Source organism: Burkholderia diffusa (genome assembly GCF_902499115.1).
In the GTDB taxonomy this organism is placed as follows: Bacteria; Pseudomonadota; Gammaproteobacteria; order Burkholderiales; family Burkholderiaceae; genus Burkholderia; species Burkholderia diffusa.
The window spans coordinates 173,982-196,647 of record NZ_CABVPN010000015.1 but is presented as its reverse complement, the minus strand read 5'-3'; the positions used below and the strand labels follow the sequence as shown (position 1 = coordinate 196,647).

General features: G+C 67.6%; 25 protein-coding genes. 15 read left to right on the top strand and 10 right to left on the bottom strand.

Features of this window, described 5'->3' with window-relative positions:
* The 7 genes from BTE28158_RS17430 to BTE28158_RS17400 form a co-directional block, all read left to right on the top strand.
* Positions 1-474 (top strand): PLP-dependent aminotransferase family protein (locus BTE28158_RS17430; RefSeq protein WP_496349944.1); only part of this gene is annotated, 474 nt, incomplete at its 5' end.
* 6 nt (positions 475-480) lie between these two features.
* The gene (gene nrdR, locus BTE28158_RS17425) at positions 481-960 is read left to right on the top strand and encodes a transcriptional regulator NrdR (RefSeq protein WP_006760615.1); all 480 of its coding nucleotides are present in this window, start codon (positions 481-483) and stop codon (positions 958-960) included.
* 153 nt (positions 961-1,113) lie between these two features.
* Positions 1,114-1,680, top strand: coding sequence for a GspH/FimT family pseudopilin (locus tag BTE28158_RS17420; RefSeq protein ID WP_151051511.1), 567 nt, complete (start codon positions 1,114-1,116; stop codon positions 1,678-1,680).
* Positions 1,677-2,099 (top strand): type IV pilus modification PilV family protein, encoded by a 423-nt coding sequence (locus tag BTE28158_RS17415; protein ID WP_151051509.1) that lies wholly within the window; start codon positions 1,677-1,679, stop codon positions 2,097-2,099. The genes BTE28158_RS17420 and BTE28158_RS17415 overlap by 4 nt, the downstream gene beginning before the upstream one ends.
* Positions 2,083-2,922, top strand: coding sequence for a PilW family protein (locus BTE28158_RS17410; protein ID WP_151051507.1), 840 nt, complete (start codon positions 2,083-2,085; stop codon positions 2,920-2,922). The genes BTE28158_RS17415 and BTE28158_RS17410 overlap by 17 nt, the downstream gene beginning before the upstream one ends.
* A 106-nt stretch (positions 2,923-3,028) precedes the next feature.
* Entirely contained in the window at positions 3,029-3,577 is a 549-nt protein-coding gene (locus tag BTE28158_RS17405; protein WP_082728991.1) for a pilus assembly PilX family protein, read from the top strand.
* Positions 3,574-4,026, top strand: coding sequence for a type IV pilin protein (locus tag BTE28158_RS17400; protein WP_151051505.1), 453 nt, complete (start codon positions 3,574-3,576; stop codon positions 4,024-4,026). Before BTE28158_RS17405 ends, BTE28158_RS17400 begins: the two co-directional genes overlap by 4 nt.
* Positions 4,027-4,089: 63 nt before the next feature.
* Here BTE28158_RS17400 and BTE28158_RS17395 read toward each other — a convergent pair whose 3' ends face one another.
* The 3 genes from BTE28158_RS17395 to BTE28158_RS17385 all read right to left on the bottom strand — a co-directional run bounded on the left by BTE28158_RS17395 (position 4,090) and on the right by BTE28158_RS17385 (position 5,393).
* Complete coding sequence (locus tag BTE28158_RS17395) at positions 4,090-4,533, bottom strand: DUF3318 domain-containing protein (RefSeq protein WP_124629545.1); 444 nt, start codon at positions 4,531-4,533, stop codon at positions 4,090-4,092.
* Between the two features lie 43 nt (positions 4,534-4,576).
* Complete coding sequence (locus tag BTE28158_RS17390) at positions 4,577-4,966, bottom strand: phage holin family protein (protein WP_059604455.1); 390 nt, start codon at positions 4,964-4,966, stop codon at positions 4,577-4,579.
* 124 nt (positions 4,967-5,090) lie between these two features.
* Positions 5,091-5,393, bottom strand: a complete 303-nt coding sequence (locus tag BTE28158_RS17385; RefSeq protein WP_006754606.1) for an ElaB/YgaM/YqjD family protein — start codon at positions 5,391-5,393, stop codon at positions 5,091-5,093.
* A 318-nt stretch (positions 5,394-5,711) separates the two neighbouring features.
* On the opposite strand from BTE28158_RS17385, the gene BTE28158_RS17380 reads away from it, so the two are divergent.
* On the top strand, positions 5,712-6,350 hold the full coding sequence (locus tag BTE28158_RS17380) for a peroxiredoxin (RefSeq protein ID WP_034182833.1): 639 nt from the start codon (positions 5,712-5,714) through the stop codon (positions 6,348-6,350).
* A gap of 146 nt (positions 6,351-6,496) precedes the next feature.
* Here the strand turns inward: BTE28158_RS17380 and BTE28158_RS17375 are convergent, their stop codons facing one another.
* Positions 6,497-7,684, bottom strand: coding sequence for an acyl-CoA dehydrogenase (locus BTE28158_RS17375; protein ID WP_124629546.1), 1,188 nt, complete (start codon positions 7,682-7,684; stop codon positions 6,497-6,499).
* Positions 7,685-7,856: 172 nt separating this feature from the next.
* Here BTE28158_RS17375 and BTE28158_RS17370 point away from each other — a divergent pair, with 172 nt between their 5' ends.
* Positions 7,857-8,648: an IclR family transcriptional regulator gene (locus BTE28158_RS17370; protein WP_059604464.1), complete on the top strand. Its 792-nt coding sequence runs from the start codon at positions 7,857-7,859 to the stop codon at positions 8,646-8,648.
* A gap of 127 nt (positions 8,649-8,775) precedes the next feature.
* Positions 8,776-9,186, top strand: a complete 411-nt coding sequence (locus tag BTE28158_RS17365; protein ID WP_059604558.1) for a GFA family protein — start codon at positions 8,776-8,778, stop codon at positions 9,184-9,186.
* 186 nt (positions 9,187-9,372) lie between these two features.
* Here BTE28158_RS17365 and BTE28158_RS17360 read toward each other — a convergent pair whose 3' ends face one another.
* Positions 9,373-10,176 (bottom strand): EAL domain-containing protein, encoded by an 804-nt coding sequence (locus BTE28158_RS17360; RefSeq protein WP_124629547.1) that lies wholly within the window; start codon positions 10,174-10,176, stop codon positions 9,373-9,375.
* A 379-nt stretch (positions 10,177-10,555) separates the two neighbouring features.
* On the opposite strand from BTE28158_RS17360, the gene BTE28158_RS17355 reads away from it, so the two are divergent.
* From BTE28158_RS17355 to fahA, 5 genes are read left to right on the top strand one after another with little or no spacing between them, the layout of a single operon-like run.
* Positions 10,556-12,244 (top strand): FAD-dependent oxidoreductase, encoded by a 1,689-nt coding sequence (locus BTE28158_RS17355; RefSeq protein ID WP_174919983.1) that lies wholly within the window; start codon positions 10,556-10,558, stop codon positions 12,242-12,244.
* Positions 12,245-12,273: 29 nt separating this feature from the next.
* Positions 12,274-12,504 (top strand): DUF2783 domain-containing protein, encoded by a 231-nt coding sequence (locus BTE28158_RS17350; RefSeq protein WP_151052752.1) that lies wholly within the window; start codon positions 12,274-12,276, stop codon positions 12,502-12,504.
* A complete protein-coding gene (locus BTE28158_RS17345) occupies positions 12,501-13,862 on the top strand; it encodes an MFS transporter (protein ID WP_124903130.1) in 1,362 nt (453 codons plus the stop codon). Before BTE28158_RS17350 ends, BTE28158_RS17345 begins: the two co-directional genes overlap by 4 nt.
* A gap of 15 nt (positions 13,863-13,877) precedes the next feature.
* Positions 13,878-15,212 carry a homogentisate 1,2-dioxygenase gene (hmgA, locus tag BTE28158_RS17340; protein WP_059604477.1) on the top strand — a complete coding sequence of 445 codons (1,335 nt, stop codon included), beginning with the start codon at positions 13,878-13,880 and terminating at the stop codon, positions 15,210-15,212.
* Entirely contained in the window at positions 15,209-16,513 is a 1,305-nt protein-coding gene (fahA, locus tag BTE28158_RS17335) for a fumarylacetoacetase (RefSeq protein ID WP_151050385.1), read from the top strand. The genes hmgA and fahA overlap by 4 nt, the downstream gene beginning before the upstream one ends.
* Positions 16,514-16,658: 145 nt before the next feature.
* On the opposite strand, the gene BTE28158_RS17330 is transcribed toward fahA, so the two are convergent.
* From BTE28158_RS17330 to BTE28158_RS17310, 5 genes are all read right to left on the bottom strand, one after another.
* Complete coding sequence (locus BTE28158_RS17330) at positions 16,659-17,819, bottom strand: MFS transporter (protein ID WP_151050387.1); 1,161 nt, start codon at positions 17,817-17,819, stop codon at positions 16,659-16,661.
* 93 nt (positions 17,820-17,912) lie between these two features.
* Positions 17,913-19,082, bottom strand: coding sequence for an MFS transporter (locus BTE28158_RS17325; RefSeq protein ID WP_151050389.1), 1,170 nt, complete (start codon positions 19,080-19,082; stop codon positions 17,913-17,915).
* A gap of 258 nt (positions 19,083-19,340) precedes the next feature.
* Positions 19,341-20,108 (bottom strand): 5,6-dimethylbenzimidazole synthase, encoded by a 768-nt coding sequence (gene bluB / locus BTE28158_RS17320; protein WP_151050399.1) that lies wholly within the window; start codon positions 20,106-20,108, stop codon positions 19,341-19,343.
* 119 nt (positions 20,109-20,227) lie between these two features.
* Complete coding sequence (locus tag BTE28158_RS17315) at positions 20,228-21,226, bottom strand: 2-hydroxyacid dehydrogenase (RefSeq protein WP_124903120.1); 999 nt, start codon at positions 21,224-21,226, stop codon at positions 20,228-20,230.
* A 30-nt stretch (positions 21,227-21,256) separates the two neighbouring features.
* The gene (locus BTE28158_RS17310) at positions 21,257-22,243 is read right to left on the bottom strand and encodes a LysR family transcriptional regulator (protein ID WP_151050390.1); all 987 of its coding nucleotides are present in this window, start codon (positions 22,241-22,243) and stop codon (positions 21,257-21,259) included.
* Positions 22,244-22,666: the final 423 nt, after the last annotated feature.

The window sequence follows — 22,666 nt, the reverse complement described above, 5'->3', positions numbered from 1 at the left end:
CAGGGCGGCCCGCTGATGCACGTGATCGCGGCGAAGGCGGTGGCGTTCAAGGAAGCGCTGTCGCCGGAGTTCAAGGCCTACCAGGAGAAGGTGGTCGAGAACGCACGCGTGCTGGCTGAAACGTTGGTCAAGCGCGGGCTGCGGATCGTGTCGGGCCGTACGGAAAGCCACGTGATGCTGGTGGACCTGCGCGCGAAGAAGATCACGGGCAAGGCGGCGGAAGCGGCGTTGGGCGCGGCACACATCACGGTGAACAAGAACGCGATTCCGAACGATCCGGAAAAGCCGTTCGTGACGAGCGGGATCCGTCTGGGTTCGCCGGCGATGACGACGCGCGGCTTCGGCCCGGCGGAAGCGGAGACGGTCGGCAACCTGATCGCCGACGTGCTCGAGAACCCGGAAGACGCAGCGACGATCGAGCGCGTGCGCGCGCAAGTAGCCGAGCTGACCAAGCGTTTCCCGGTTTATCGCTGATCCAGCATGCGCTGCCCGTTCTGCCGGCACGAGGACACGCAGGTCGTCGACTCGCGTGTGTCCGAAGATGGCGCCGCGATTCGTCGGCGCCGTCGTTGCTCGGCTTGCGACAAGCGCTTCACGACGTACGAGCGGGTCGAGCTGAACCTGCCGGCCGTCGTGAAGAAGGACGGCAGCCGCACGGAATTCGACCGTCGCAAGATCGTCGCCAGCATGCAACTCGCGCTGCGCAAGCGGCCGGTTGCGGCTGACGCGATCGACGCGGCGGTTGCCCGCATCGAATATCAACTGCTCGCGACCGGCGAGCGTGAAGTGCGTAGCGAGAAGCTTGGCGAACTCGTGATGAACGAGTTGCGCGGCCTCGATACGATCGCCTATGTCCGTTTCGCATCGGTTTACCGCCGGTTCGAGGATGTTTCCGAATTTGCCGACGTGATCGAAGAGTTCCGTCGCGCGTCCCCCTCCAAACCTCCGCGTAAGCGCTGACGCGCTGCGTCCGTTCATCGTCTTCTCCGTGGGTTCAGTTCGCGCCGATTGTGTCGGCCGCGATCGCATGTCGCCAGTCGGCCGTTCGGCTAATGGCGCGTGTCTGCTTGCGTCGCTACAGTCGTCGCATCACGTTGACGGAGGGTGATGGCGATGGGACTGCACCGACAGGGCGTTGAACAACGCGTGCGACGCTGCGGCGGCTTTACGCTCGTCGAGCTGATGGTCGCGATCGCGATCGCGCTCGCAGCCGCGATCGGGCTATACGCAACACCTGCATTCGATCAGTGGCACATGCGTGAACGTGTGGATGCACGCACGCGTGCGTTGCTCGGCGCGCTGTCGTTCGCGCGCACCGAAGCAACACGTCTCGGCGTGCGCGTCACGCTGTGCAGGGCCGGGCGCGACGGCGGTTGCGTGCGTTCAGGCGAGCGGTGCGACCTGCCGGGATGGTCGTGCGGATGGATCGTCAGCGGGCAGTTCGACGGACGGTCGCGCGTGCTGCGGCGCTATCCGCGCGATGCCGACATCGCTGTCGCGGGGGCGGCGCACGATCTGGCATTTGCTCCGCCGGCGGGTCAGGTGCTTGGCGGGATCAGACGTTTCGAGTTGCGTCCGCAGCGCACGCTGTCCGGTGACGACACACGCGTGTCGCGCTGCGTCCGGATCGCGGCAGGCGGCCGGGCGCGCGTCGTCACCGGTCGTTGCGAAGCGGCATGAAGCGCGCGCGCAAATCGATGGACGGCACGTCGCTGCTCGAAGCGGTGCTGGCTGTCGCGCTACTTGCAACCGTGATGCTGGCCGTGGCCGGCAGCCAGCTTGCGATGACGCGCGCGCAGCGGGCGACGATCTGGCGTGAACGCGCGCTGTGGCTGGCCGATGCTCGCATTGAGCGCCGGCACGCAGTGGCAGGCGCCGACGACGGCATCGCGGCGCTCGCGTCCGCATCGTTGCCCGGCGGCACGACGGCGCTCGACGATGGGCCGGCGGGTGTCCGCTACGTGACGGTCGGCTGGCGTGACGCTCACGCCCACGCGCTGACATCGGCGCGCTGTGAAAGTGCGCGGGCAACGGTTGGGCCACCGTCGTGCGTGCGGATTCCGTTTCGGGAGGCCGAGGTCAATGCCGATGAACGGTGAACGCCGCAGCCGCGCGCATACGCTGCTCGAAGTGATGATCGCGATGACGGTCGGTCTGCTGGTGCTTGCCGCTGCCGGTGCGCTGTATCACGCCCAGCGCGTCGCGCAGCGGCGAGCGGAAGACGGGTTCCGGATGCGCGATGCGGCCGCGACCGCACTGATGCTGATCGGCGAGCAGATCCAGATGGCCGGGTTTCGCCCGCTCGATGTCGAAGGGCCGCCATCGTTACCGCCCGTGTTCGGCTGTTCCGCGGGGCGCGTGCGAGGCAATGGAGCGCAGGTGCGCTGCGAAGCGATGCGCGCAGCGTCGGACGCATTGCTGGTTCGGTATGTCGGCGATGCCGTGTCGACGTGGCCGACGACTGGGGCACAGGTGTCGGATTGTCTCGGGCAGGGTGTTGGCGTTCCTGGTGAGCGACCGCTCGTGGAAAATCGTTTCGACGCGCATGTCAGCCCATCGACGGGTGAGCCCGAGTTGTACTGCGAGGGAAGCGGGCGCCCGGGTACGCCGCAACCCGTCGTGTCCGGCATCGATCAACTGCGCGTGCGTTACCTCCGTCGCGAAGCCGCGCAGTTCGTCGACGCGGGGGCGATGGGCAGCGGCGACTGGCGCGATGTCGTTGCCGTGCATGTATGCGTGCGTGCGCGTGGCGAACCGACGCACGGGCCCGCGCGTCATGTCGATTGCGACGGCCGCACGGCCGTTTCGTCGGACGGTCGCGCGCATCTGGCGCTGCATCGAATCGTCGCGTTGCGCAATGCCGCGGTCGCATCCACCGATCCCGTGGGTGATGCGGCGCAGGATCATGAGGTGTTGCGATGATCGACGCGAACCGATTCGTCGACCAGCTCGCAATGCGAATCGCGGCTGGTCTTGCAAGGCAGCGCGCCGTGGCGTTCCGCGACATGCGGCACGCGGTGAGGTCCCCATGCTGAGCGGAACAACATCACGCACACGCTTTCCGTCCACCAGCCGCCACTGGCGTCGCGACGCAGGCCTTGCACTGCCTGCCGTGATCGCGGTTGGCGCGGCGGTCGCCGCGCTGACCGGCACATGGTTCGAATCCGCATTGACGGAATCGCGCCGCACACGTGCATTGTCGGACCGGCTGATTGCATTTCACGCGGCCGATGCGGCGGTCGCAGCCTGCACGGCGCGATTGCTTCGAGGCGGGGCGCCGTACATCGACGAGCTCGCGTCATCCGCCGAGCCGGACGCGTGGCGGCGTGTGACCGCGCTGGGTGTCGCCGAAGCATTCGCGCCGTTCGCATCCTGGCCGATGGCGGCCCAGCCGCCGCGTTGCCTGATCGAAGCCTGGCGAGGTGTCGGCCCTCGAGGGAGTCGTGCTTACCTCGTCACCGCGCGTGGTGTCGGTGGCCACGCGTCAAGCGTGGTCTGGCTGCAGAGCCAGGTCGCGGTGCGACACGGACGCATCGTTGCACAGCGCTGGCGTCGCGTCGCGGCGGTTCATCGATGAAACGGCCTCCATTGCTGCGCCGATCGGTGGCGTTCACGTTGCTCGAACTGATGATCGTGCTCGCGATCGTCGCCGCGCTTGCCGGGTGGGGTATCCCGTCGTATCGCGAGCACGTCGCGCGTGTGCATCGCGCATCCGCGGTCGCTGCGCTCTACCGCGCGGCTCAGTATCTCGAAACGCTCGACGGCGCGCCGCCACGGACGCTGCCAGACGCATATTCGCAGGCGCCCCCGGACGGGCAGGCGGTCTACGACATCGCGCTGCGGCGAGCAGCCGGCGACGATGCACCGGTGGCCTACGAACTCATTGCACGCCCGCTCGATGCAGGCCCGATGCGCGACGACGCATGCGGTGCTTTCACGCTGCGCGCGGACGGGACGAAAGGCAATGCGGGATCGAACGACGCGGACGCCGACGCACGGGAGCGGACATGCTGGAGCGTGCGTTGATCACGCGATCACGCACGGAAAACGCGCAACGGCGCCGGGCCCATGCGCGCCTGTCATTGCGTGTCAGTCGTCGTTCGTGGCAGGGTTGCGCTCGTCGCGCGACTGTTTCCAGATCCGGTAGATCTCCCATGCAGCGAAGCCGACGGAGCCCCATTTCAGCGCGGGGCCAGCGCTCGCGCGTAGCAGCGAGCGTATGGGTTTCGCCAGCACGAGCGACGCGAGCGAACTCAACATCGGGTACTGGTTGACGAGTTGGCCGAGGCTCGCGTTCAGGTTCTTGGCGGACTGGCTGAAGCCGGTGCCCGACAGGCCGGGGACGAATACCTTGAGCCAACTGAAGCGCGTGACGGCGTGGCGCATTTCGGCGGCGGCTTCGGCAAGCTCGAGCCGTTCGACCTCGGATCGCAGGATCAGCAATTCCTTGCGGAGTGCGCGATGCTGCGACGCGCTCCAGTTCGATCGCGACGAATGGGGGCGGGTTGAATGGCCCGTGACGTTCTGGCTCATGGCGCGTCGGCGAAGTAGGTGAGGGAGGGGAACGCGACTGCGTTCACGGCTTGCCGCGGAAAATTTCGCGATCTTTATCGAGCTCGGCGAGCGTCGCCTCGAACACGGTCGGCGCGTCGCGCAGGCCCGAACGCGCTTTCAATGCACATCCGATGCCCGCGATCGCGTACAGCGCGGTGATGGCCGCGAGCGACTGCCAGCGATAGGTGTCCCAGAACGCGATCGTGACGAGCACGGTCAGGCTGATGAGCGCCATCGTCGCGAGCATCATGGCCGCGAGCCCGAGGAACAGCACGCCCATCAGGCGTTCCTTCTCCTCGGCGAGCTCGATGCCGACCAGTTCGAGGCGCGTTTGCAGGAGGCCGATCGCGGAGCCGACGAGGCGGCGCAGCGGTCCCTGGCCGGACGGCTGCGGGTGGGTGTCTGTCGTCATGGATGAGGCGCTTGTGCGCGCAATGAGCGGCTAGGGCAAAGCCGGCCGGGGGCGGACCGCCGGCTGGCTTCGGCACCCATACGCCGCACCGGGCGGCACATGGGGCGGAACGGCGTTGAGCGCGTTACTTGCGGTTGATCAGCAGGCCGATCAGCACGCCGACGCCGGCAGCGACGCCGATCGACGTCCACGGATGCTCGTGCACGTAGTCGTCGGTCGCGCGCGCGGCCTTCTTGCCTTTCTCGACCACCACGACCTGGACGTCGGTTGCCTTTTCCTTGGCCTGTTTCAGGCGCGACATGGCTTTCTCGCGCAGCTCGGCCGCACGGTCGCCCGTGCTGCTCGCTGCCTGCTTGAGCAGATCCTCGGCGTCCGCGAGAACGGTTTTGATATCCGACATCAGCTTCTCCTTGTTGATTTCCGACATTGCAACTCCCTTCATGCTGTCATGCTGCAGGTTCACATCGTAGCGAAACCCTTGCCTGCTGGCGAGCCGGGAAGACACGCGGCGGCGGTGCAAGACCACATGGTAAATGACTCGTAAGCATTGACAGAGCCACAAATGCTGCGAAAAGTTTCCCTTGTGGCCGTCGGTCGTGTCCCGATACCGGGTAAAAATGACAAAAAAGTATGAATATCAAACAGAATAATCGTTCGCGTCGCCCATTGCTTCCCGTAAGCTGATGGACTGTCCCGCGCCGTCCAAGGCGCGGTTTCAATCAGCATCGTTCGAGGAGGGAACATCATGAGTCTGCGTCTTGGTGACATCGCACCGGATTTCGAGCAGGAATCGAGCCTGGGCCCCATCAAGTTTCACGAGTGGCTGGGCGACAGCTGGGGCGTCCTGTTCTCGCACCCGGCCGACTACACGCCGGTGTGCACGACTGAACTCGGGCTGACCTCGAAGCTGAAGGGCGAATTCGAGAAACGCAACGTGAAGGTGATCGCGCTGTCGGTCGACGGCGTCGAATCGCACAAGGGCTGGATCAACGACATCAACGAAACGCAGTCGACCGTCGTCGGGTTCCCGATCATCGCCGACGCGGACCGCAAGGTGTCGCAGCTGTACGACATGATCCACCCGAACGCGAACGAAACGCTGACGGTGCGCTCGCTGTTCGTGATCGACCCGAACAAGAAGGTGCGGCTCACCATCACCTATCCGGCCAGCACCGGCCGCAACTTCGACGAAGTGCTGCGCGTGATCGACTCGCTGCAGTTGACCGACAACTACAAGGTCGCGACGCCTGGCAACTGGAAGGACGGCGACGACGTCGTGATCGTGCCGTCGCTGCAGGATCCGGAAGAGCTGAAGAAGCGTTTCCCGAAGGGCTTCAACGCCGTGCGTCCGTACCTGCGCCTCACGCCGCAGCCGAACAAGTAAGCAGCGGCGGGTGAACGCGGTACCGGGCCGGCGGCCCGAAGCGCGGATCCGATGAAAAACGGCCCGTCCGGCAGTCATGCCGGGCGGGCCGTATCTTTTTGCGCGTACGCCGCGGCACTGCCGCGTACGACGCCGCATCCGGACGATCAGAAGAACGCCTGGATGCCCGTCTGCGCACGGCCGAGGATCAGCGCGTGGATGTCGTGCGTGCCTTCGTACGTGTTCACCACTTCGAGGTTCACGAGATGGCGCGCGACGCCGAATTCGTCCGAGATGCCGTTGCCGCCGAGCATGTCGCGCGCGAGCCTCGCGATGTCGAGCGCCTTGCCGCACGAGTTGCGCTTCATGATCGACGTGATCTCGACGGCCGCCGTGCCTTCGTCCTTCATCCGGCCGAGACGCAGCACGCCTTGCAGGCCGAGCGTGATTTCGGTCTGCATGTCGGCGAGCTTCTTCTGGATCAGCTGGTTCGCGGCGAGCGGCCGGCCGAACTGCTTGCGGTCGAGCACATACTGCCGCGCGGTGTGCCAGCACGACTCGGCCGCGCCGAGCGCGCCCCAGGCAATGCCGTAGCGCGCCGAGTTCAGGCACGTGAACGGGCCGCGCAGGCCGCTCACGTTCGGCATCAGGTTCTCTTCGGGCACGAACACTTCGTCGAGGACGATCTCGCCGGTGATCGACGCGCGCAGCCCGACCTTACCGTGGATCGCCGGCGCTGACAGGCCCTTCCAGCCCTTCTCGAGGATGAAGCCGCGGATCGCGTCCTTGCCGTTTTCTTCCAGTTTCGCCCACACGACGAACACGTCGGCGATCGGCGAGTTGGTGATCCACATCTTCGAGCCGGATAGGGAATAACCGCCGGCCACCTTCGTCGCGCGCGTGACCATGCTGCCCGGGTCGGAGCCATGGTTCGGCTCGGTCAGGCCGAAGCAGCCGATCCATTCGCCGGTCGCGAGCTTCGGCAAGTATTTCTGCTTCTGCGCGTCCGAGCCGAATTCGTGGATCGGCACCATCACGAGCGACGACTGAACGGACATCATCGAGCGGTAGCCGGAGTCGACGCGCTCGACTTCGCGCGCGATCAGCCCGTAACTCACGTAATTGAGGCCGGGGCCGCCGTACTCTTCCGGAATCGTCGGGCCGAGCAGGCCGATCTCCCCCATCTCGCGGAAGATCTCGGCGTCGGTGCGTTCATGGCGGAACGCCTCGGTGACGCGCGGCGCGAGCTTGTCCCGCGCATACGCGTGCGCGGCATCGCGCACCATCCGCTCTTCTTCGGTCAGTTGCTGGTCCAGCAACAGCGGATCGTCCCAATGAAAAGTTGCAGCGCTCATCGTGTCATCTCCTGTTGGCCAGGGTGGGCGCTTCAGCACTTGCCCTGATCCCATGCTTTGCGGTCGGTCCCGGGTTGGCGCTTCGCGGCCTGCCCCGATATCTAACGTTCGCTTGACTATAGTTCCGCTGTGCGGAACAATGTTTTGCAAAACGAACCCAGTGTAGCATCACATGACGCTTTCAACCATCGACGAAACCACGATCGACGAGCGCAAGTTCGTCGTTGCGCTCGCGCGCGGGCTCGACCTGCTGCGCGCATTCCGGCCCGGCGAGACGATGCTCGGCAATCGCGACTTCGCGGAGCGCACCGGGCTGCCCAAGGCGACGGTGAACCGGCTCGCCTATACGCTGACCGTGCTCGGCTACCTGCGCTATGACGAGACGCTCGGAAAGTATGCGCTCGACGCCGGCGTGCTGTCGCTCGGCTACGCGCTGCTGTCCGGCTCGGGGACGCTCGATCTCGCCCGGCCGCACATGCAGGCGCTTGCGCGCGAGATCGGCGCGGCCGTGTCGCTCGGTTGCCGCGACGGGCTCGACATGATCTATCTGGAGACGATCCGCAGCGAAACCGCGCTGACGCTCGGGCTTGCGCCTGGCTCGCGGCTGTCGATGCTGACGAGCTCGATGGGGCGTGCGTACCTGGCCGTGCAGCCGGAGGACGTGCGCCGCGCGCTCTATGCGGATCTGCACCGGGCCGCCGGCGGCGCGGCCGACGCGGATGCGCTCGTCGCGGCCGCGCGGGACGCGGTGGCCGAGTTCTCCGCGGGCGGATGCTGCTATTCGTTCCGCGCGTGGCACATGGACGTGAACGCGGCGGCCGTGCCGTTTCGCGAACCGCGCGAGGGGCGCTGGCTGATCCTGAGCTGCAGCGGGCCTGCGTCGTCGATGGACGAGGACGTATTCCGCACGCAGGTCGGGCCGAAGCTGAAGGCGCTCGCGCAGCGGCTCGGGCAGACGGTCTGAAACGGTCGCCGCAAGCGGCGCGTCGCCGGGCCGATCGGGCACCGGAGTGGGCGCCGCAGCCGGTTGCACCGCGTGCGAACCGCGCTCATCATCGTCCACCGGTTCCCCGACGATGACGAGGTTCGCGATGTCCCACCCGGAAACCATGGAAGGCGGTTGCGCATGCGGGGCGATCCGCTACCGGATCGCCGGCATTCCGGCCGACGCAGGCTTTTGCCATTGCCGGCTCTGTCAGCGCACGACGGGGGCGGCGGTCGTCGCGTCGGCATCGGTGCCGCTCGACGCATTCGAATACCTGCGGGGTGAGCCGACGGTCTATGCGTCGAGCGCATGGGGCGAGCGGCGCTTTTGCGGCCGCTGCGGCGCGCAGTTGGAGTACCGCCTGACCGATGCGCCGACGACCGTGGAAATCAACTATGCAACGCTCGACGAGCCGGCGCGGCTGCGTCCCGCGTGGCACGTCTGGTACGGGGATCGCTTCCCGGGCATCGAGATCGACGACGATCTGCCGAAATTCGACGATGGCGGAACGGCATAGGCTGCGGCCGTCGCCGTGCCGGCATGAATCCGCGCGCAAGTGCGTTCTACCTTTCACGCATGAACGGAAGAGGAACCGGCCGGTTTCGGGCGGCGATGCCCGCCGCCCCCGATTCCCGAAGCAATCCGGGCGTCGGATTCCGCCATCCGGCGTGCCGCGCCCCGCGCGGACCGGGCACCCGCCCGCTCAGGCCGGGACGACCTTCGCGAACACCGGCCCCTGCATGAACCGCACGTCGTGCTGGCGCAGCAGCTCGCACTGCGTCTCGTCGACGACGCCGTCGAAAATCAGCGGAATCCGCACGCGCTGCGCATACGCGACCAGCGCCTTCACCATCCCGTCGCGCAGCGCGATGCCCGCATCCATCTTGATGTAGTCGGGCCGCGCCATCTCCGATTCGACCGCGAGGATCCGGCCCGGGTCGGGCAGCTTGTCCGCGACCTTGAAGCCGTGATGCTGGTAGCTGCGCGTCAGGTAGCCGAGGAAGGTCTTGTGCGCGACCGCGACCGCCGGCAGCTCGATCACGATTCGCTCGGTCGGCAGCCCGAAGCGCTGCAGCACCGACGAAAAATGCTTGCCGTGGTCGTACTTCACGCTCTTGAGCAGCCGTTCGTGCACGCGCAGGAACAGCAGCCCGTGTCGTTGCGCGCCGAAGAAGTTGATCGCGTGCAGCGCGCGCGACAGCCGGTCGATCGCGACGAGCGTCTGGTCGTCGACAGCGGAGTCGACCGGGTCGTGCGGCGTGCCCGTGACCAGCGTGACGGCCTGGAAGCCGAGTTCGTCGCCGTAGCGCTCGATCGCGTCAGCAAACGACGTCGACTGCGGCGCGCCGGGCATCGTCACGTCGTAGATCGGTTCATAGGCGCTCGCGAGCGTGCGCTCCGGCAGGATTGCGCACGCGGTGCCGCCCTCGGCGAGCGCGAGGTGTTCCCGCAGATACGGCAATTGCCCGGCACGGACGATCAGCTCGGGAATGTTGGGCGGAATCATCGGCGTAGGAAGGAAAAATGGCGGCCGAAAGGGCCGCCTCGTGCCTTGATATTAGCAGCGCGCGCCCGGCTCGGCTTGGCGTTTCGCTCATATGGTTATCCCGTCCTCGAGCCAATGGCTAGGGTTTACGTTGATTTCACTATTCGTAATTGGTTTTACTATTCGTAAATCCAAAGATTTGTCGCCGATCAAGAAAAGCGGCGTTCGGGCGCCCGGAGCGGCGCCGTTTCCCGAATCGAATCAACAGGAAGCAAGGAGCGAGACGTGGCGGTTGACAGCAAGTGGGCGAGGCAGGGCGGGCCGCGGCAGCGGCGGGCAACGGGCATGAGCGGGACGACGCGGCGCGCGTCGGCGCGCGGACGGCAGGGCTGAGGAGCGGATGGCGACCATGAGCATCGATTACCAGACGCTGAAGTTCGACTACCGGCCGCGCGCGACGCGCGGCGCCGGCGATGACGCCGCCATCCACCCGGTGGTGGTGGTCGGTGCGGGCCCGGTAGGCCTGTCGGCCGCGATCGACCTCGCGCAGCAGGGGGTGCCGGTCGTGCTGCTCGACGACGACGACACGCTGTCGACGGGCTCGCGCGCGATCTGCTTCGCGAAGCGCACGCTCGAGATCTTCGATCGGCTCGGCTGCGGCGAGCGTTTCGTCGACAAGGGCGTGAGCTGGCATGTCGGCAAGGTGTTCCTGCAGGACGAACAGCTGTATGCGTTCGACCTGCTGCCGGAGGAAGGCCATGCGCGTCCCGCATTCATCAACCTGCAGCAGTACTACGTCGAAGGCTATCTGGCCGAGCGCGCGTTCGCGCTGCCGAATATCGACATCCGCTGGAAGCACAAGGTGACGGGTGTCGCGCAATCGGCGGAACACGCCACGCTCACCGTCGAGACGCCGGAAGGCATCGAGACGCTGCGCGCGCAGTACGTGATCGCGGCCGACGGCTCGCGCAGCCCGATGCGCGCGGCAATGGGCCTCGAGAGCCGCGGCCGCACGTTCAAGGACCGCTTCCTGATCGCCGACGTGAAGATGAAGGCGGAATTCCCGACCGAGCGCTGGTTCTGGTTCGATCCGCCGTTCCACCGCAACCAGTCGGTGCTGCTGCACCGCCAGCCCGACAACGTCTGGCGCATCGACTTCCAGCTCGGCTGGGACGCCGATCCGGTCGCCGAGAAGCAGCCGGAGCGCGTGATCCCGCGCGTGCGCGCGCTGCTCGGGCCGGACGCCGAGTTCGAGCTGGAATGGGTGAGCGTCTATACGTTCCGCTGCCAGCGGATGGATACGTTCCGGCACGGCCGCGTGCTGTTCGCGGGCGATTCCGCGCACGGCGTGTCGCCGTTCGGCGCGCGCGGCGCGAACAGCGGCGTGCAGGACGCGGACAACCTCGCGTGGAAACTGAAGCTCGTGCTCGACGGCCGCGCGGACGACCGCCTGCTCGACACCTATGCGAGCGAGCGCGAGTTTGCGGCTGACGAGAACATCCGCAACTCGACGCGCTCGACCGACTTCATCACGCCGAAGAGCGCGGTGTCGCGCGTGTTCCGCGACGCGACGCTGAAGCTCGCGCGTGACTGCGAGTTCGCGCGCAAGCTCGTGAACAGCGGCCGCCTGTCAGTGCCGGCCGTGCTGGCCGATTCGCCGCTGAATACGCCGGACCGCAACGGTGACGCGTTCGCGTGCGCGATGCGGCCGGGCGCGGCGGCGGCCGATGCGCCGGTGCGCGCGCACGGCGCGTCGGGCTGGCTGCTGCGGCACCTGGGCGACGGCTTCGCGGGCATGCTGTTCGGCCTGCCGGGCGACGCCGCCGCGCTCGCGCAGGCACTCGACGGCCTGGCGCTGCCGGTGCGGCCGGTGCTGATCGTGCCGGCCGGACACGCGCAACCGGTGGCTGGCGTCGACGTCGTGGAGGACGTCGACGGTTTCGCCGCGCAACGCTACGACGCGAAGCCCGGCACGTTCTACCTGCTGCGCCCCGACCAGCACGTCTGCGCGCGGATGCGCTCGCTCGAGCGCCAGGCGATCGCCGACGCGCTGGCGCGCGCGACCTGCGCGCGCGGAACACCGCATTGAACACGACAACGATACCGGAGACACCCGTCATGCCCCGACTCGATACCCGCCCGCGCCTCGCCGATCCGGACGCGTTCTACGAAGCGTTGATCGACATGCATCGCGACCTGTCCGACGCCGACAGCCAGATCGTCAACGCGAAGCTGATCCTGCTGCTCGCGAACCAGATCGGTGATGCCGACGTGCTGCGCGAAGCGATGGCGCTCGCGCGCCAGGGCGTGACGCCGCCCGTGCATCCGGCCGCCGAGGTGGCGCAATGAGCGCGGCGCCGGCCGACGCGCGCGTGCTCGAAGTCGAGCGCGTGATCGACGAGACTCATCGCCCTGGCTTTCACTGGATGCTGCTCGCGTTGTGCGGGCTGTGTCTCGTGATCGACGGCTTCGATGCGCAGGCGATGGGCTACGTCGCGCCGAGCGTGATCGCCGAATGGGGCGTGCCGAAGCAGGCGCTCGGCCCGGTGTTCAGCGCGAGCCTGTTCGGGATGCTGCTCGGCGCGCTCGGGCTGTCGGTGCTGGCCGACCGGATCGGGCGGCGCCCGGTGCTGATCGGCTCGACGCTGTTCTTCGCGGTGACGATGCTCGCGACGCCGTTCGCAAGCTCGATTCCCGTGCTGATGGCGCTGCGCTTCGTCACGGGCCTCGGCCTCGGCTGCATCATGCCGAACGCGATGGCGCTGGTCGGCGAATTCAGCCCGGCCGCGCATCGCGTGAAGCGGATGATGATCGTGTCGTGCGGCTTCACGCTCGGCGCCGCGATCGGCGGCTTCATCAGCGCCGCGCTGATTCCGGCGCTCGGCTGGCGCTCGGTGTTCTTCGTCGGCGGCGCGGTGCCGCTCGTGCTGACGCTCGCGATGCTCGCGCGGCTGCCCGAGTCGCTGCAGTTCCTGGTGCTGAAAGGGCGCGACGCGCAGGCCCGCGCCTGGCTCGCGCGCTTCGCGCCGCAGGCCGGCATCGACGCGAGCACGCGCCTCGTCGTGCGCGAGCGCGCGGCGAGCGGCGCGCCGGTCGCCGAGCTGTTCCGCCATGGCCGCCTGCCGGTCACGCTGCTGCTGTGGGCCATCAGCTTCATGAACCTGATCGACCTGTACTTCCTGTCGAACTGGCTGCCGACCGTGATGCGCGACGCGGGCTATTCGCCGGGCACGGCGGTGATCGTCGGCACGGTGCTGCAGACGGGCGGCGTGATCGGCACGCTGTCGCTCGGCTGGTTCATCGAACGCCACGGCTTCGTGCGCGTGCTGTTCGCGTGCTTCGCGTGCGCGGCCGTCTCGGTCGGACTGATCGGCTCGGTCGCCCATGCGCTGCCGTGGCTGCTGATTGTCGTGTTCGCGGGCGGATTCTGCGTGGTCGGCGGGCAGCCAGCCGTGAATGCGCTCGCGGGCCAGTATTACCCGACGTCGCTGCGCTCGACCGGCATCGGCTGGAGCCTCGGCATCGGCCGGATCGGCTCGGTGCTCGGGCCGCTCGTCGGCGGACAACTGATTGCGCTCAACTGGACCAACGGCGCGCTGTTCCATGCAGCCGCGGTACCCGTGCTGTGCTCGGCGCTGTTCGTGCTGGGACTGGCCGGCGTAACGCGGCGCAGCGGTGCGCAGGCGCCGAACGCCGCCATGAATTGATGGAGAAAGGAAACGATGACGCTTGACCTGTCGAAACCGGCGAACGCCGGCTACTTGAGCGGTTTCGCGAACGAATTCGCGACCGAGGCACTGCCCGGCGCGCTGCCGCATGGCCGCAACTCGCCGCAGCGCGCGCCGTACGGGCTGTATGCGGAGCAACTGTCGGGCACCGCGTTTACCGCGCCACGCAGCCACAACCGCCGCTCGTGGCTGTACCGGATCCGGCCCGCGGCCGTGCACCGGCCGTTCGAGCCGTTCACGGGCACGCAGCGGCTCGTGTCGGAATTCGGCGACTCGGCCGACGTGCCGCCGACGCCGCCGAACCAGCTGCGCTGGGATCCGCTGCCGATGCCGGCCGAACCGACCGATTTCGTCGAAGGGCTCGTGACCATGGCCGGCAACGGCTCGGCGGCCGCGATGAACGGCTGCGCGATCCACCTGTACGCCGCGAACCGCTCGATGCAGGACCGCTTCTTCTACAGCGCCGACGGCGAACTGCTGATCGTGCCGCAGCAGGGGCGGCTCTTCATCGCGACCGAGTTCGGCCAGCTCGACGTCGAGCCGTTCGAGATCGCGGTGATCCCGCGCGGCGTGCGGTTTTCCGTCGCGCTGCCGGACGGCGATGCGCGCGGTTACATCTGCGAGAACTTCGGCGCGCTGCTGCGCCTGCCGGACCTCGGCCCCATCGGCTCGAACGGGCTCGCGAACCCGCGCGATTTCCTCACGCCGCAGGCCGCGTACGAGGATCGCGAGGGCGCATTCGAGCTGGTCGCGAAGCTGAACGGGCGCCTGTGGCGCGCGGATATCGGACATTCGCCGTTCGACGTCGTTGCGTGGCACGGCAACTACGCGCCGTACAAATACGACCTGCGCCTGTTCAACACGATCGGCTCGATCAGCTTCGACCATCCCGATCCGTCGATCTTCCTCGTGCTGCAGTCGCCGAGCGACACGCCCGGCGTCGACTCGATCGACTTCGTGATCTTCCCGCCGCGCTGGCTCGCGGCCGAGGATACGTTCCGCCCGCCCTGGTTCCACCGCAACGTCGCGAGCGAGTTCATGGGGCTCGTGCACGGCGCGTACGACGCGAAGGCCGAAGGCTTCGTGCCGGGTGGCGCGAGCCTGCACAACTGCATGTCGGGCCACGGGCCGGATGCGGATACGTTCGAGAAGGCATCGGCGAGCGACACGACGAAGCCGCACAAGGTCGACGCGACGATGGCGTTCATGTTCGAAACCCGCACGCTGATCCGGCCGACGCGCTACGCGCTCGACACCGCGCAGCTGCAGGCCGACTACTTCGAATGCTGGCAAGGCATCAAGAAACACTTCAATCCGGAGCAACGATGAGCGATACCCAAGACTGGCGCGCGACGCTCGACCCGGCCCGCAAGAGCTGGGTCGAGACGGCGAACGATCCCGCCTGCGATTTCCCGATCCAGAACCTGCCGTTCGGTGTCTTCAGCGATGCGAAGCAACCGGCGCGCCGCGCGGGCGTCGCGCTCGGCGACCAGATCGTCGACCTCGCGGCGCTCGCGCGTGCGGGCCTCTTGACGCTGCCCGCCGGTGCCGATGCGTTCGCTGCACCGACGCTCAACGCATTCATCGCGCTCGGCCGCGACGCATGGCGCAGCGTGCGCGTGCAACTGTCGGACCTGTTCTCGCGCGAGAACGTGCGGCTGCGTGACGATGCGGCGCTGCGCGCGCAGGTGCTCGTCGCGCAGCGCGAAGCGACGCTTCACCTGCCGGTCGACATTCCCGGCTACACCGATTTCTATTCGTCGAAGGAGCACGCGACCAACGTCGGCTCGATGTTCCGCGATCCGAAGAATGCGCTGCTGCCGAACTGGTCGGAGATGCCGATCGGCTACAACGGCCGAGCGTCGTCGGTGGTCGTGAGCGGCACGCCGGTGCGGCGCCCGAACGGCCAATTGAAGCTGCCCGACCAGGAGCGTCCGGTGTTCGGCGCATGCCGCAAGCTCGACATCGAACTGGAAACGGGCTTCATCGTCGGCCGCGGCAACGCGCTCGGCGAGCCGATCGCGTGTGAGGATGCCGAAGCGCATATCTTCGGGATGGTGCTGCTGAACGACTGGAGCGCGCGCGATATCCAGCAGTGGGAATACGTGCCGCTCGGCCCGTTCAACGCGAAGACCTTCGCGACGACGATCTCGCCGTGGATCGTCACGCTCGACGCGCTCGAACCGTTTCGCGTCGAGCAGCCCGAACAGTCGCCGCAGCCGCTCGCGTATCTGCGGCACGCGGGCAAGCATGCGTTCGACATCGCGCTCGAAGTGACGCTGCGCGCGGAGGGTGCCGCCGAAGCGACGTCGATCTGCCGCACCAACTTCAAGCACATGTACTGGACGATGGCGCAGCAACTCGCGCATCACACGGTCGCGGGCTGCAACACGCGCGTCGGCGACCTGATGGGATCGGGCACGATCAGCGGGCCGACGAAGGATTCGTTCGGCAGCCTGCTCGAACTGACGTGGAACGGCAAGGAGCCGCTCGCGCTGAACGGCGGCGGCAGCCGCGCGTTCATCGAGGACGGCGACGAGCTCACGCTCGCCGGATGGTGCCAGGGCGACGGCTATCGCGTCGGCTTCGGCACGTGTGCCGGCAAGATCTTGCCGGCGTTGAAGGCGTAACGCGCAACGTAGCGATCATGAGCACGACGGCCCGCATTGCGCGGGCCGTCGTCGTTTTCGGCGTGTGACCGGCGTATCCGTGGCCCGGCGGCGCGTGTTCGCGCCGTCGTCGTCCGGGCGGCGCGCTGCGGCGTGCGCGCCAATGTCAGACCGCGCGCTGCAACGCGGCGCGTCGTTCCCACAGCGCGGCCGCGACGAACGCGGCGACGCAGACGACCAGCACGCCGATCAGCGCGTTGCTGCCCAGTTGCTCCATCAACGCGCCGGCAACCAGCGGGCCGCCGAAGCTCGCGGCGCTCCACGATGCCGACACGAGCGAACTCGCGGTGACGAGCGCTGCGCCACGGAAGCGTTCGCCGCATGCGACCAGCGACAGCGTGTAGATGCTGCCGGCCGCCGCGCCGAGCACGAACAGCAGCGGCCAGCACAGCCACGGATCGGCGATCACGAGCGGCAGCAGCGGCAGGCCGGCGAGCACGATCCAGCCGGCGCCGAGGTGCACGCGTTCGCGGCCGAGCTTGTCCGCGAGCCAGCCGATCGGGAACTGCATCGCCGTATCGCCGAACAGCATGATCGACGCGAGCAGCACGGCGGTCGCGCTCGCGACGCCGTGATCCATCGCATAGAGCGGCAGCAGCGACAGCGCGAGCGTATCGAACAGCGCGAAGAAGCCGGTGCCGATGATCAGCGCGGGCATGCGCGGCAGCACGGCGAGCCAGCTGTCGTGCGCTGCGTGATGCGCGTCGTCGCCGGCGAGCGGCGCGCGGCGGATCGTCGCGAGCGTCGGCAGTGCGAGCAGGAAAAGTGCGCCGCACAGCGCGAAGCGGATGCTCGTCGCGCCGGCGATCTGGCTGACGAGCACGGGGCCCGCCATCTGGAACAGCGTGAAATTCGTCGCGTAGATCGCGACCACGCGGCCGCGCGTCGAATCGTCGGCGAGCTGGTTGACCCACGCCTCGCCGATCGTGAACAGCAGCATCAGCGCCGCGCCGCACAGCACGCGCAGCACGCCCCATACGATCAGGTGCGACGTGACCTGCATCAGCGCGGTGGCTGCAGCAAGCAGTACGACCGACACGACGATCGCGCGGCGCGAGCCGATGTGTCGCGCGAGCGCGGTGACGAACGGGACGATCGCGAGGCCCCCCAGGGCCTGCGCGGCCGTCAGCATGCCGACGACGTTGGTGCCGTGTCCGGCCTCGGTCAGCGCGAGCGCAGTGAGCGGCAGTGTGGCGCCGGTGCCGAGACCGACGACCGCGACGCTCAGGATCAGCGCAAGGAAATCACGGTTGAGAATGGCTTTCATCGGGCGCGATGCTACACCGCGGACCTTGAAAGGTCCATGAAGGCCATCAGGTTCGCGTGGAGTTGTGCGCGCAACGATTGCAGCAGGGTTGCGTTACACGTACTCGGTCGGCACGGCGACCGGGCGGCGTTCGAGCGACGCCGACCACAGCGTGAGCGCCAGTGCCGCGACCGCCATCGCGACGCCGACCCACGGCAGGTTCACGAGCGACACGCCGGAGCCGATCGCCATGCCGCCGAGCCAGGCGCCCGTCGCATTGCCGAGGTTGAACGCGCCCTGGTTCAGCGTCGACGCGAGGTTCGGCGCGTCGCTTGCGCGATCGACGATCAGGATCTGCAGCGGCGGCACGATCGCGAACGCGAGGATGCCCCACACGAAGATCGTCGCGAGCGCCGCGAACGGCAAATGCATCGTGCCCGGGAACAGCGCGAGGACGATGCCGATCAGCGCGAGCGTCGCGATCAGCGACGGCATCCGGCGCCAGTCGGCGAGCTTGCCGCCGAGCGTGCCGCCGACCGTCAGGCCGAGGCCGAACAGCAGCAGCACGTAAGTCACCTGACGCGGCGAGAAGCCCGTCACGTCCTCGAGGATCGGCGTGATGTACGTGAACACGCTGAACAGGCTCGCGGACGCAAGCACGCTGATGCCGAGCACCATCAGCACCTGCGGGTGCTTCAGCACGCTGAATTCCCGCGTGATGCTGGTGTCGGGCATCGCGAGGTTCTTCGGCAGGCAGACCGCGAGCGCGGCGGCCGCGGCGACGCCGATGCCGGTGACGGCCCAGAACGTCGCGCGCCAGCCGAACGCCTGGCCGAGCGCGGTGCCGAGCGGCACGCCGAGCACGTTCGCGAGCGTAAGGCCGGTGAACATCAGCGCGATCGCCTGCGCGCGCCGGTTCGGCGCGACCAGGTTGCTCGCGACCACCGAGCCGATCCCGAAGAATGCGCCATGGCAGAACGCGGTGACGACGCGCGCGGCCATCAGCACCGCGTAGCCGGGCGCGATCGCGCAGAACAGGTTGCCCGCGATGAACAGCCCGATCAGGCCCATCAACGCGCGCTTGCGCGGCATCTTCGCGGTGACGATCGCGAGGATCGGCGCGCCGATCGTCACGCCGAGCGCGTAGCCCGACACGAGCATGCCGGCGGCCGGGATCGACACGCCGAGGTCGCGGGCGACGTTGGGCAGCAGCCCCATGATCACGAACTCGGTGGTACCGATTCCAAATGCGGCAACGGCAAGGGCGAAGAGAGGTAACGGCATCGCGGTGGGCTACGGAAAGGCCGCGGCCCGAGGTCGGCGCGGGATGCGCGGGGCGGGCGGGGCGGAGAGGCATCAGCCGCGATTCTACTTCAGTGAAAACCCCTATGCTCGGGGCCAAAACGGATGTTGCCGGCGCGCGACGCGGTAACGGCAGGGGTGCGTCACAGTGTGGGATTAGGCGGGTCCCGCGGCGGCGCGGCGAAATTCGGGCCGGAGCGACGCCGGTGGAGCGGCGCCTTGCGCGCGCCGTGGGTTCGGTCAGCGTGCGGGCAGGGCGCCGGCTGGTGCCGAGTCTGAGCGGTCGTCCGGTTCGGCAACTGCGGGCGACGGCGATGGCGACGATCCGGCTGTCGCGCCGGCGTTTGCCGTGCAACCGGCGGCCTGCATCACCGGTGCGTCCCAGCCGTTTTCGAACAGGCATGCCTCGATCGGCATCCGCGCGGCCCAGCGCTCCTCCTCGAGCATCGGCTTCGCGTAGAACGCATCGACATGCCCGACGCACAGCACGGCGATCGGCTTCGCGCCGGCCGGCATGCCGAGCAGCGTGCGCAGCGCGTCGACGTCGAACAGCGACACCCAGCCCATCCCGAGCCCTTCCGCGCGCGCGGCGAGCCACATGTTCTGAATCGCGCAGGCGGCGGACGCGAGGTCCATCTCCGGCAGCGTGCGGCGGCCGAACACGTGGCGCTCGCGATCGTCGGTCAGCGCGACGACCAGCAGCTCGCCGCATTCGCGCACCCCTTCGACCTTCAGCCGCATGAATTCGTCCTGCCGCTCGCCGAGTGCGTCGGCGGTCGCGCGGCGCTCGGCCTCGACCAGCGCGTGGATCGCGGTGCGCAGCGCGGGATCGGTGATGCGGATGAAGCGCCATGGCTGCATGAAGCCGACGCTCGGCGCGTGGTGCGCGGCGCGCAGCAGCCGCGCGAGCGTGGCCGGATCGACGGGCGCCGGCGTGAAGTGGCGCATGTCGCGCCGTTCGAAGATCGCGCGGTAGACCGCGGCAATGGCGGAGTCGTCGAAACGCATGAGCGGCAGAAGCAAGGGGGAAGTCGGCGCAACGATAGCAGACGCCGGACGGGCGGCGTTACATCAGTCAAAACAAAATGATGAATCGTTGACGGATCACGTGCGCCGAGCGCCGAGGATCAGCGCCCCGTCGTGACGACGTTGGTCGGTGTGCCGGCGTGCCACGCCTCGATGTTCAGCAGCGTCGTGTGCGCGATCTCGGCGAGCGCCTCGCGCGTGAAGAACGCCTGGTGCGACGTGACGATCACGTTCGGGAACGTCAGCAGGCGCGCGAGGACGTCGTCCTGCAGCGGCAGGTCGGAGTGATCCTCGAAGAACAGACCGCTCTCCTCCTCGTACACGTCGAGCCCGAGATGGCCGAGCTGGCCGCTCTTGAGCGCGTCGACCAGCGCCTGCGCGTCGACGAGGCCGCCGCGGCCGGTATTGATCAGCATCGCGCCGTGCTTCATCCGCGCGAGCGTCTGCGCGTTGATCAGATGGTGCGTCGACGGCAGCAGGGGGCAGTGCAGGCTGACGATGTCCGAATGGTGCAGCAACTCGTCGAGTTCGACGTAGCGCGCGCCGAACGCGATCAATTCGTCGTCGTACGGCGGCATCGAGTGCGCGAGCACGTGCATCCCGAAGCCCATCATGATCTTCGCGAACACACTGCCGATCAGGCCGGTGCCAACCACGCCGACGGTCTTGCCGTGCAGGTCGAAGCCGAGCAGGCCGTTCAGCGAGAAGTCGCCTTCGCGCGTGCGTGCGACCGCGCGCGGCAGCCGGCGGTTGAGTGCAAGGATCAATGCGACCGCGTGTTCGGCAACCGCATGCGGCGAATACGCCGGCACGCGCACGACGGCGATGCCGAGCCGCTCCGCGGCCGCCAGGTCGACGTGGTTGAAACCCGCCGAGCGCAGCGCGATCAGGCGCGTGCCGCCGTCAGCGAGCCGTTGGAGCACGGCCGCGTCGACGGTGTCGTTGACGAACGGACAGACGACCTCGAAGCCGTGCGCGAGGATCGCGGTCTCCGCGTCGAGGTGCGACGGCTGGAAGTGCAGCCGATAGCCGAATTGCCGGTTGGCGGCGGTAAACGATTCGTCGTCGTACTGCCGGCTGCTGAACAGGATCACGCGCACGCTGCACCTCCGATGGCTGTCGCGTGCAGTTTACTGCAGGCCCGTCTGCCGGCCGGTGGCGATGTCGGTGCGATCGGGCGTGCGCAGGAAGCCGTAGCCGGTCCGCTCGCGGGCCGCCTGTGCGCCGAAATGCTCGAGCGCGTGCTCGACGAAGCTTCGCGTGCGGGCCGGCACGTACTGGCGGTTCGGGTAGACGAGGGACAGCTGCGTGTCCGTGTCGTCGATCCGGTAGGCGGGCAGTAGCCGCACGAGCGTGCCGGTGGCGAGCGCGTCGACGATGCTCGCCTCGGGCAGCACCGCGATGCCGGACCCGGCGACGGCCGCCAACTGCACGAGCGCCAGCTGGTTGACCGTGCAGGTCGGGCGCACCGTGATCGAATGCGTGACGCCGTCGTGGCCGACCAGCCGCCACGCGGGCGCATGCTGGTGCGGCGCGAGCGCGACCCAGTCGTGGCCCGGCAGGTCGTCGGGTGCGCGCGGCTCGCCGCGCCGTTCGAGATACGCGGGCGCCGCGCAGGCGACGAACGGGTTCGGTGCGAGTGCGTGGCCGATCAGGGTCGGGTTGCCGTCGAGCAGGTTGCCCGTCGCGATGCCGACGTCGTAGCCGGATTCGAGCACGTCGAGCGGCCCTTCGGCGACGGTAAGCTGCACGCGCAGTTCGGGGTAGCGGTGCCGGAAACTGCTGACGAGCGGGGTGAGCGCAAGCGGCGACAGCAGGCCGGACGCGACCACGCGCAACGTGCCGGCCGGCTCGCGCACGGCGTGCGCGACGGACGCCTCGAGATGATCGAATTCCTCGAGCAGCGCACGGCAGCCGTCGAGGTAGCGCAGGCCGGCCTCGGTCAGCGACAGGTTGCGCGTGGTGCGGTGGATCAACCGCGTGTTCAGGTGAGACTCGAGCATCGCGATCGAGCGCGTGACGAGCGCATTGGATACGCCTAGATGGTGCGCCGCGCGCCGGAAGCTCTGCTGTTCGGCGACGCAGACGAACACACGCATGGTCTGAATCTGGTTCATGGCTCGCGAATTTCTGGCCCGGTTGATTGATTTTGGTTGTGATTTTTCGTTGCGCGACCTGGAAAAACGTCGCGTGACACCAGGTTCTGGCCCATATCGAAAAATCGGATTTCGATTCTGCAGACGATTGTTCATTACAGAACCGATATCCGTCAACCTGAGAAAAAGGGCGGGTTGCGTAAAATCGAAATAGCGGGTATCGATTTAGCGGGGAAGTGTCGTGTGTATGTGCGGGGGATAGCCGGAAGTGTATTGAGTGAAACTGCCGACGGTTCGAATATTTGTCATGTAAATCAATGCATTGTGCGTGATCGTGTGTGGCGGGGTGCGGTAATGGGTGAAATCGCTCACCAATTGATGCCGCGATAATGGATGTTTTTTCCCGGGGTCTGGTTTTCGTGGGCCGATTCCACCCTGCACGAT

What these genes read in the sequence shown, in the direction of transcription:
- BTE28158_RS17345 (WP_124903130.1), top strand. Translation starts at nt 12,501, where the DNA reads ATGAGCGCGGCGCCGGCCGACGCGCGCGTGCTCGAAGTCGAGCGCGTG.
- BTE28158_RS17390 (WP_059604455.1), bottom strand. Translation starts at nt 4,966, where the DNA reads ATGACGACAGACACCCACCCGCAGCCGTCCGGCCAGGGACCGCTGCGC.
- BTE28158_RS17415 (WP_151051509.1), top strand. Translation starts at nt 1,677, where the DNA reads ATGAAGCGCGCGCGCAAATCGATGGACGGCACGTCGCTGCTCGAAGCG.
- BTE28158_RS17380 (WP_034182833.1), top strand. Translation starts at nt 5,712, where the DNA reads ATGAGTCTGCGTCTTGGTGACATCGCACCGGATTTCGAGCAGGAATCG.
- hmgA (WP_059604477.1), top strand. Translation starts at nt 13,878, where the DNA reads ATGACGCTTGACCTGTCGAAACCGGCGAACGCCGGCTACTTGAGCGGT.
- BTE28158_RS17355 (WP_174919983.1), top strand. Translation starts at nt 10,556, where the DNA reads ATGGCGACCATGAGCATCGATTACCAGACGCTGAAGTTCGACTACCGG.
- BTE28158_RS17405 (WP_082728991.1), top strand. Translation starts at nt 3,029, where the DNA reads ATGCTGAGCGGAACAACATCACGCACACGCTTTCCGTCCACCAGCCGC.
- fahA (WP_151050385.1), top strand. Translation starts at nt 15,209, where the DNA reads ATGAGCGATACCCAAGACTGGCGCGCGACGCTCGACCCGGCCCGCAAG.
- BTE28158_RS17375 (WP_124629546.1), bottom strand. Translation starts at nt 7,684, where the DNA reads ATGAGCGCTGCAACTTTTCATTGGGACGATCCGCTGTTGCTGGACCAG.
- BTE28158_RS17395 (WP_124629545.1), bottom strand. Translation starts at nt 4,533, where the DNA reads ATGAGCCAGAACGTCACGGGCCATTCAACCCGCCCCCATTCGTCGCGA.
- BTE28158_RS17325 (WP_151050389.1), bottom strand. Translation starts at nt 19,082, where the DNA reads ATGCCGTTACCTCTCTTCGCCCTTGCCGTTGCCGCATTTGGAATCGGT.
- BTE28158_RS17310 (WP_151050390.1), bottom strand. Translation starts at nt 22,243, where the DNA reads ATGAACCAGATTCAGACCATGCGTGTGTTCGTCTGCGTCGCCGAACAG.
- BTE28158_RS17410 (WP_151051507.1), top strand. Translation starts at nt 2,083, where the DNA reads ATGCCGATGAACGGTGAACGCCGCAGCCGCGCGCATACGCTGCTCGAA.
- BTE28158_RS17330 (WP_151050387.1), bottom strand. Translation starts at nt 17,819, where the DNA reads ATGAAAGCCATTCTCAACCGTGATTTCCTTGCGCTGATCCTGAGCGTC.
- BTE28158_RS17370 (WP_059604464.1), top strand. Translation starts at nt 7,857, where the DNA reads ATGACGCTTTCAACCATCGACGAAACCACGATCGACGAGCGCAAGTTC.
- BTE28158_RS17365 (WP_059604558.1), top strand. Translation starts at nt 8,776, where the DNA reads ATGTCCCACCCGGAAACCATGGAAGGCGGTTGCGCATGCGGGGCGATC.
- bluB (WP_151050399.1), bottom strand. Translation starts at nt 20,108, where the DNA reads ATGCGTTTCGACGACTCCGCCATTGCCGCGGTCTACCGCGCGATCTTC.
- BTE28158_RS17385 (WP_006754606.1), bottom strand. Translation starts at nt 5,393, where the DNA reads ATGTCGGAAATCAACAAGGAGAAGCTGATGTCGGATATCAAAACCGTT.
- BTE28158_RS17360 (WP_124629547.1), bottom strand. Translation starts at nt 10,176, where the DNA reads ATGATTCCGCCCAACATTCCCGAGCTGATCGTCCGTGCCGGGCAATTG.
- BTE28158_RS17420 (WP_151051511.1), top strand. Translation starts at nt 1,114, where the DNA reads ATGGGACTGCACCGACAGGGCGTTGAACAACGCGTGCGACGCTGCGGC.
- nrdR (WP_006760615.1), top strand. Translation starts at nt 481, where the DNA reads ATGCGCTGCCCGTTCTGCCGGCACGAGGACACGCAGGTCGTCGACTCG.
- BTE28158_RS17350 (WP_151052752.1), top strand. Translation starts at nt 12,274, where the DNA reads ATGCCCCGACTCGATACCCGCCCGCGCCTCGCCGATCCGGACGCGTTC.
- BTE28158_RS17400 (WP_151051505.1), top strand. Translation starts at nt 3,574, where the DNA reads ATGAAACGGCCTCCATTGCTGCGCCGATCGGTGGCGTTCACGTTGCTC.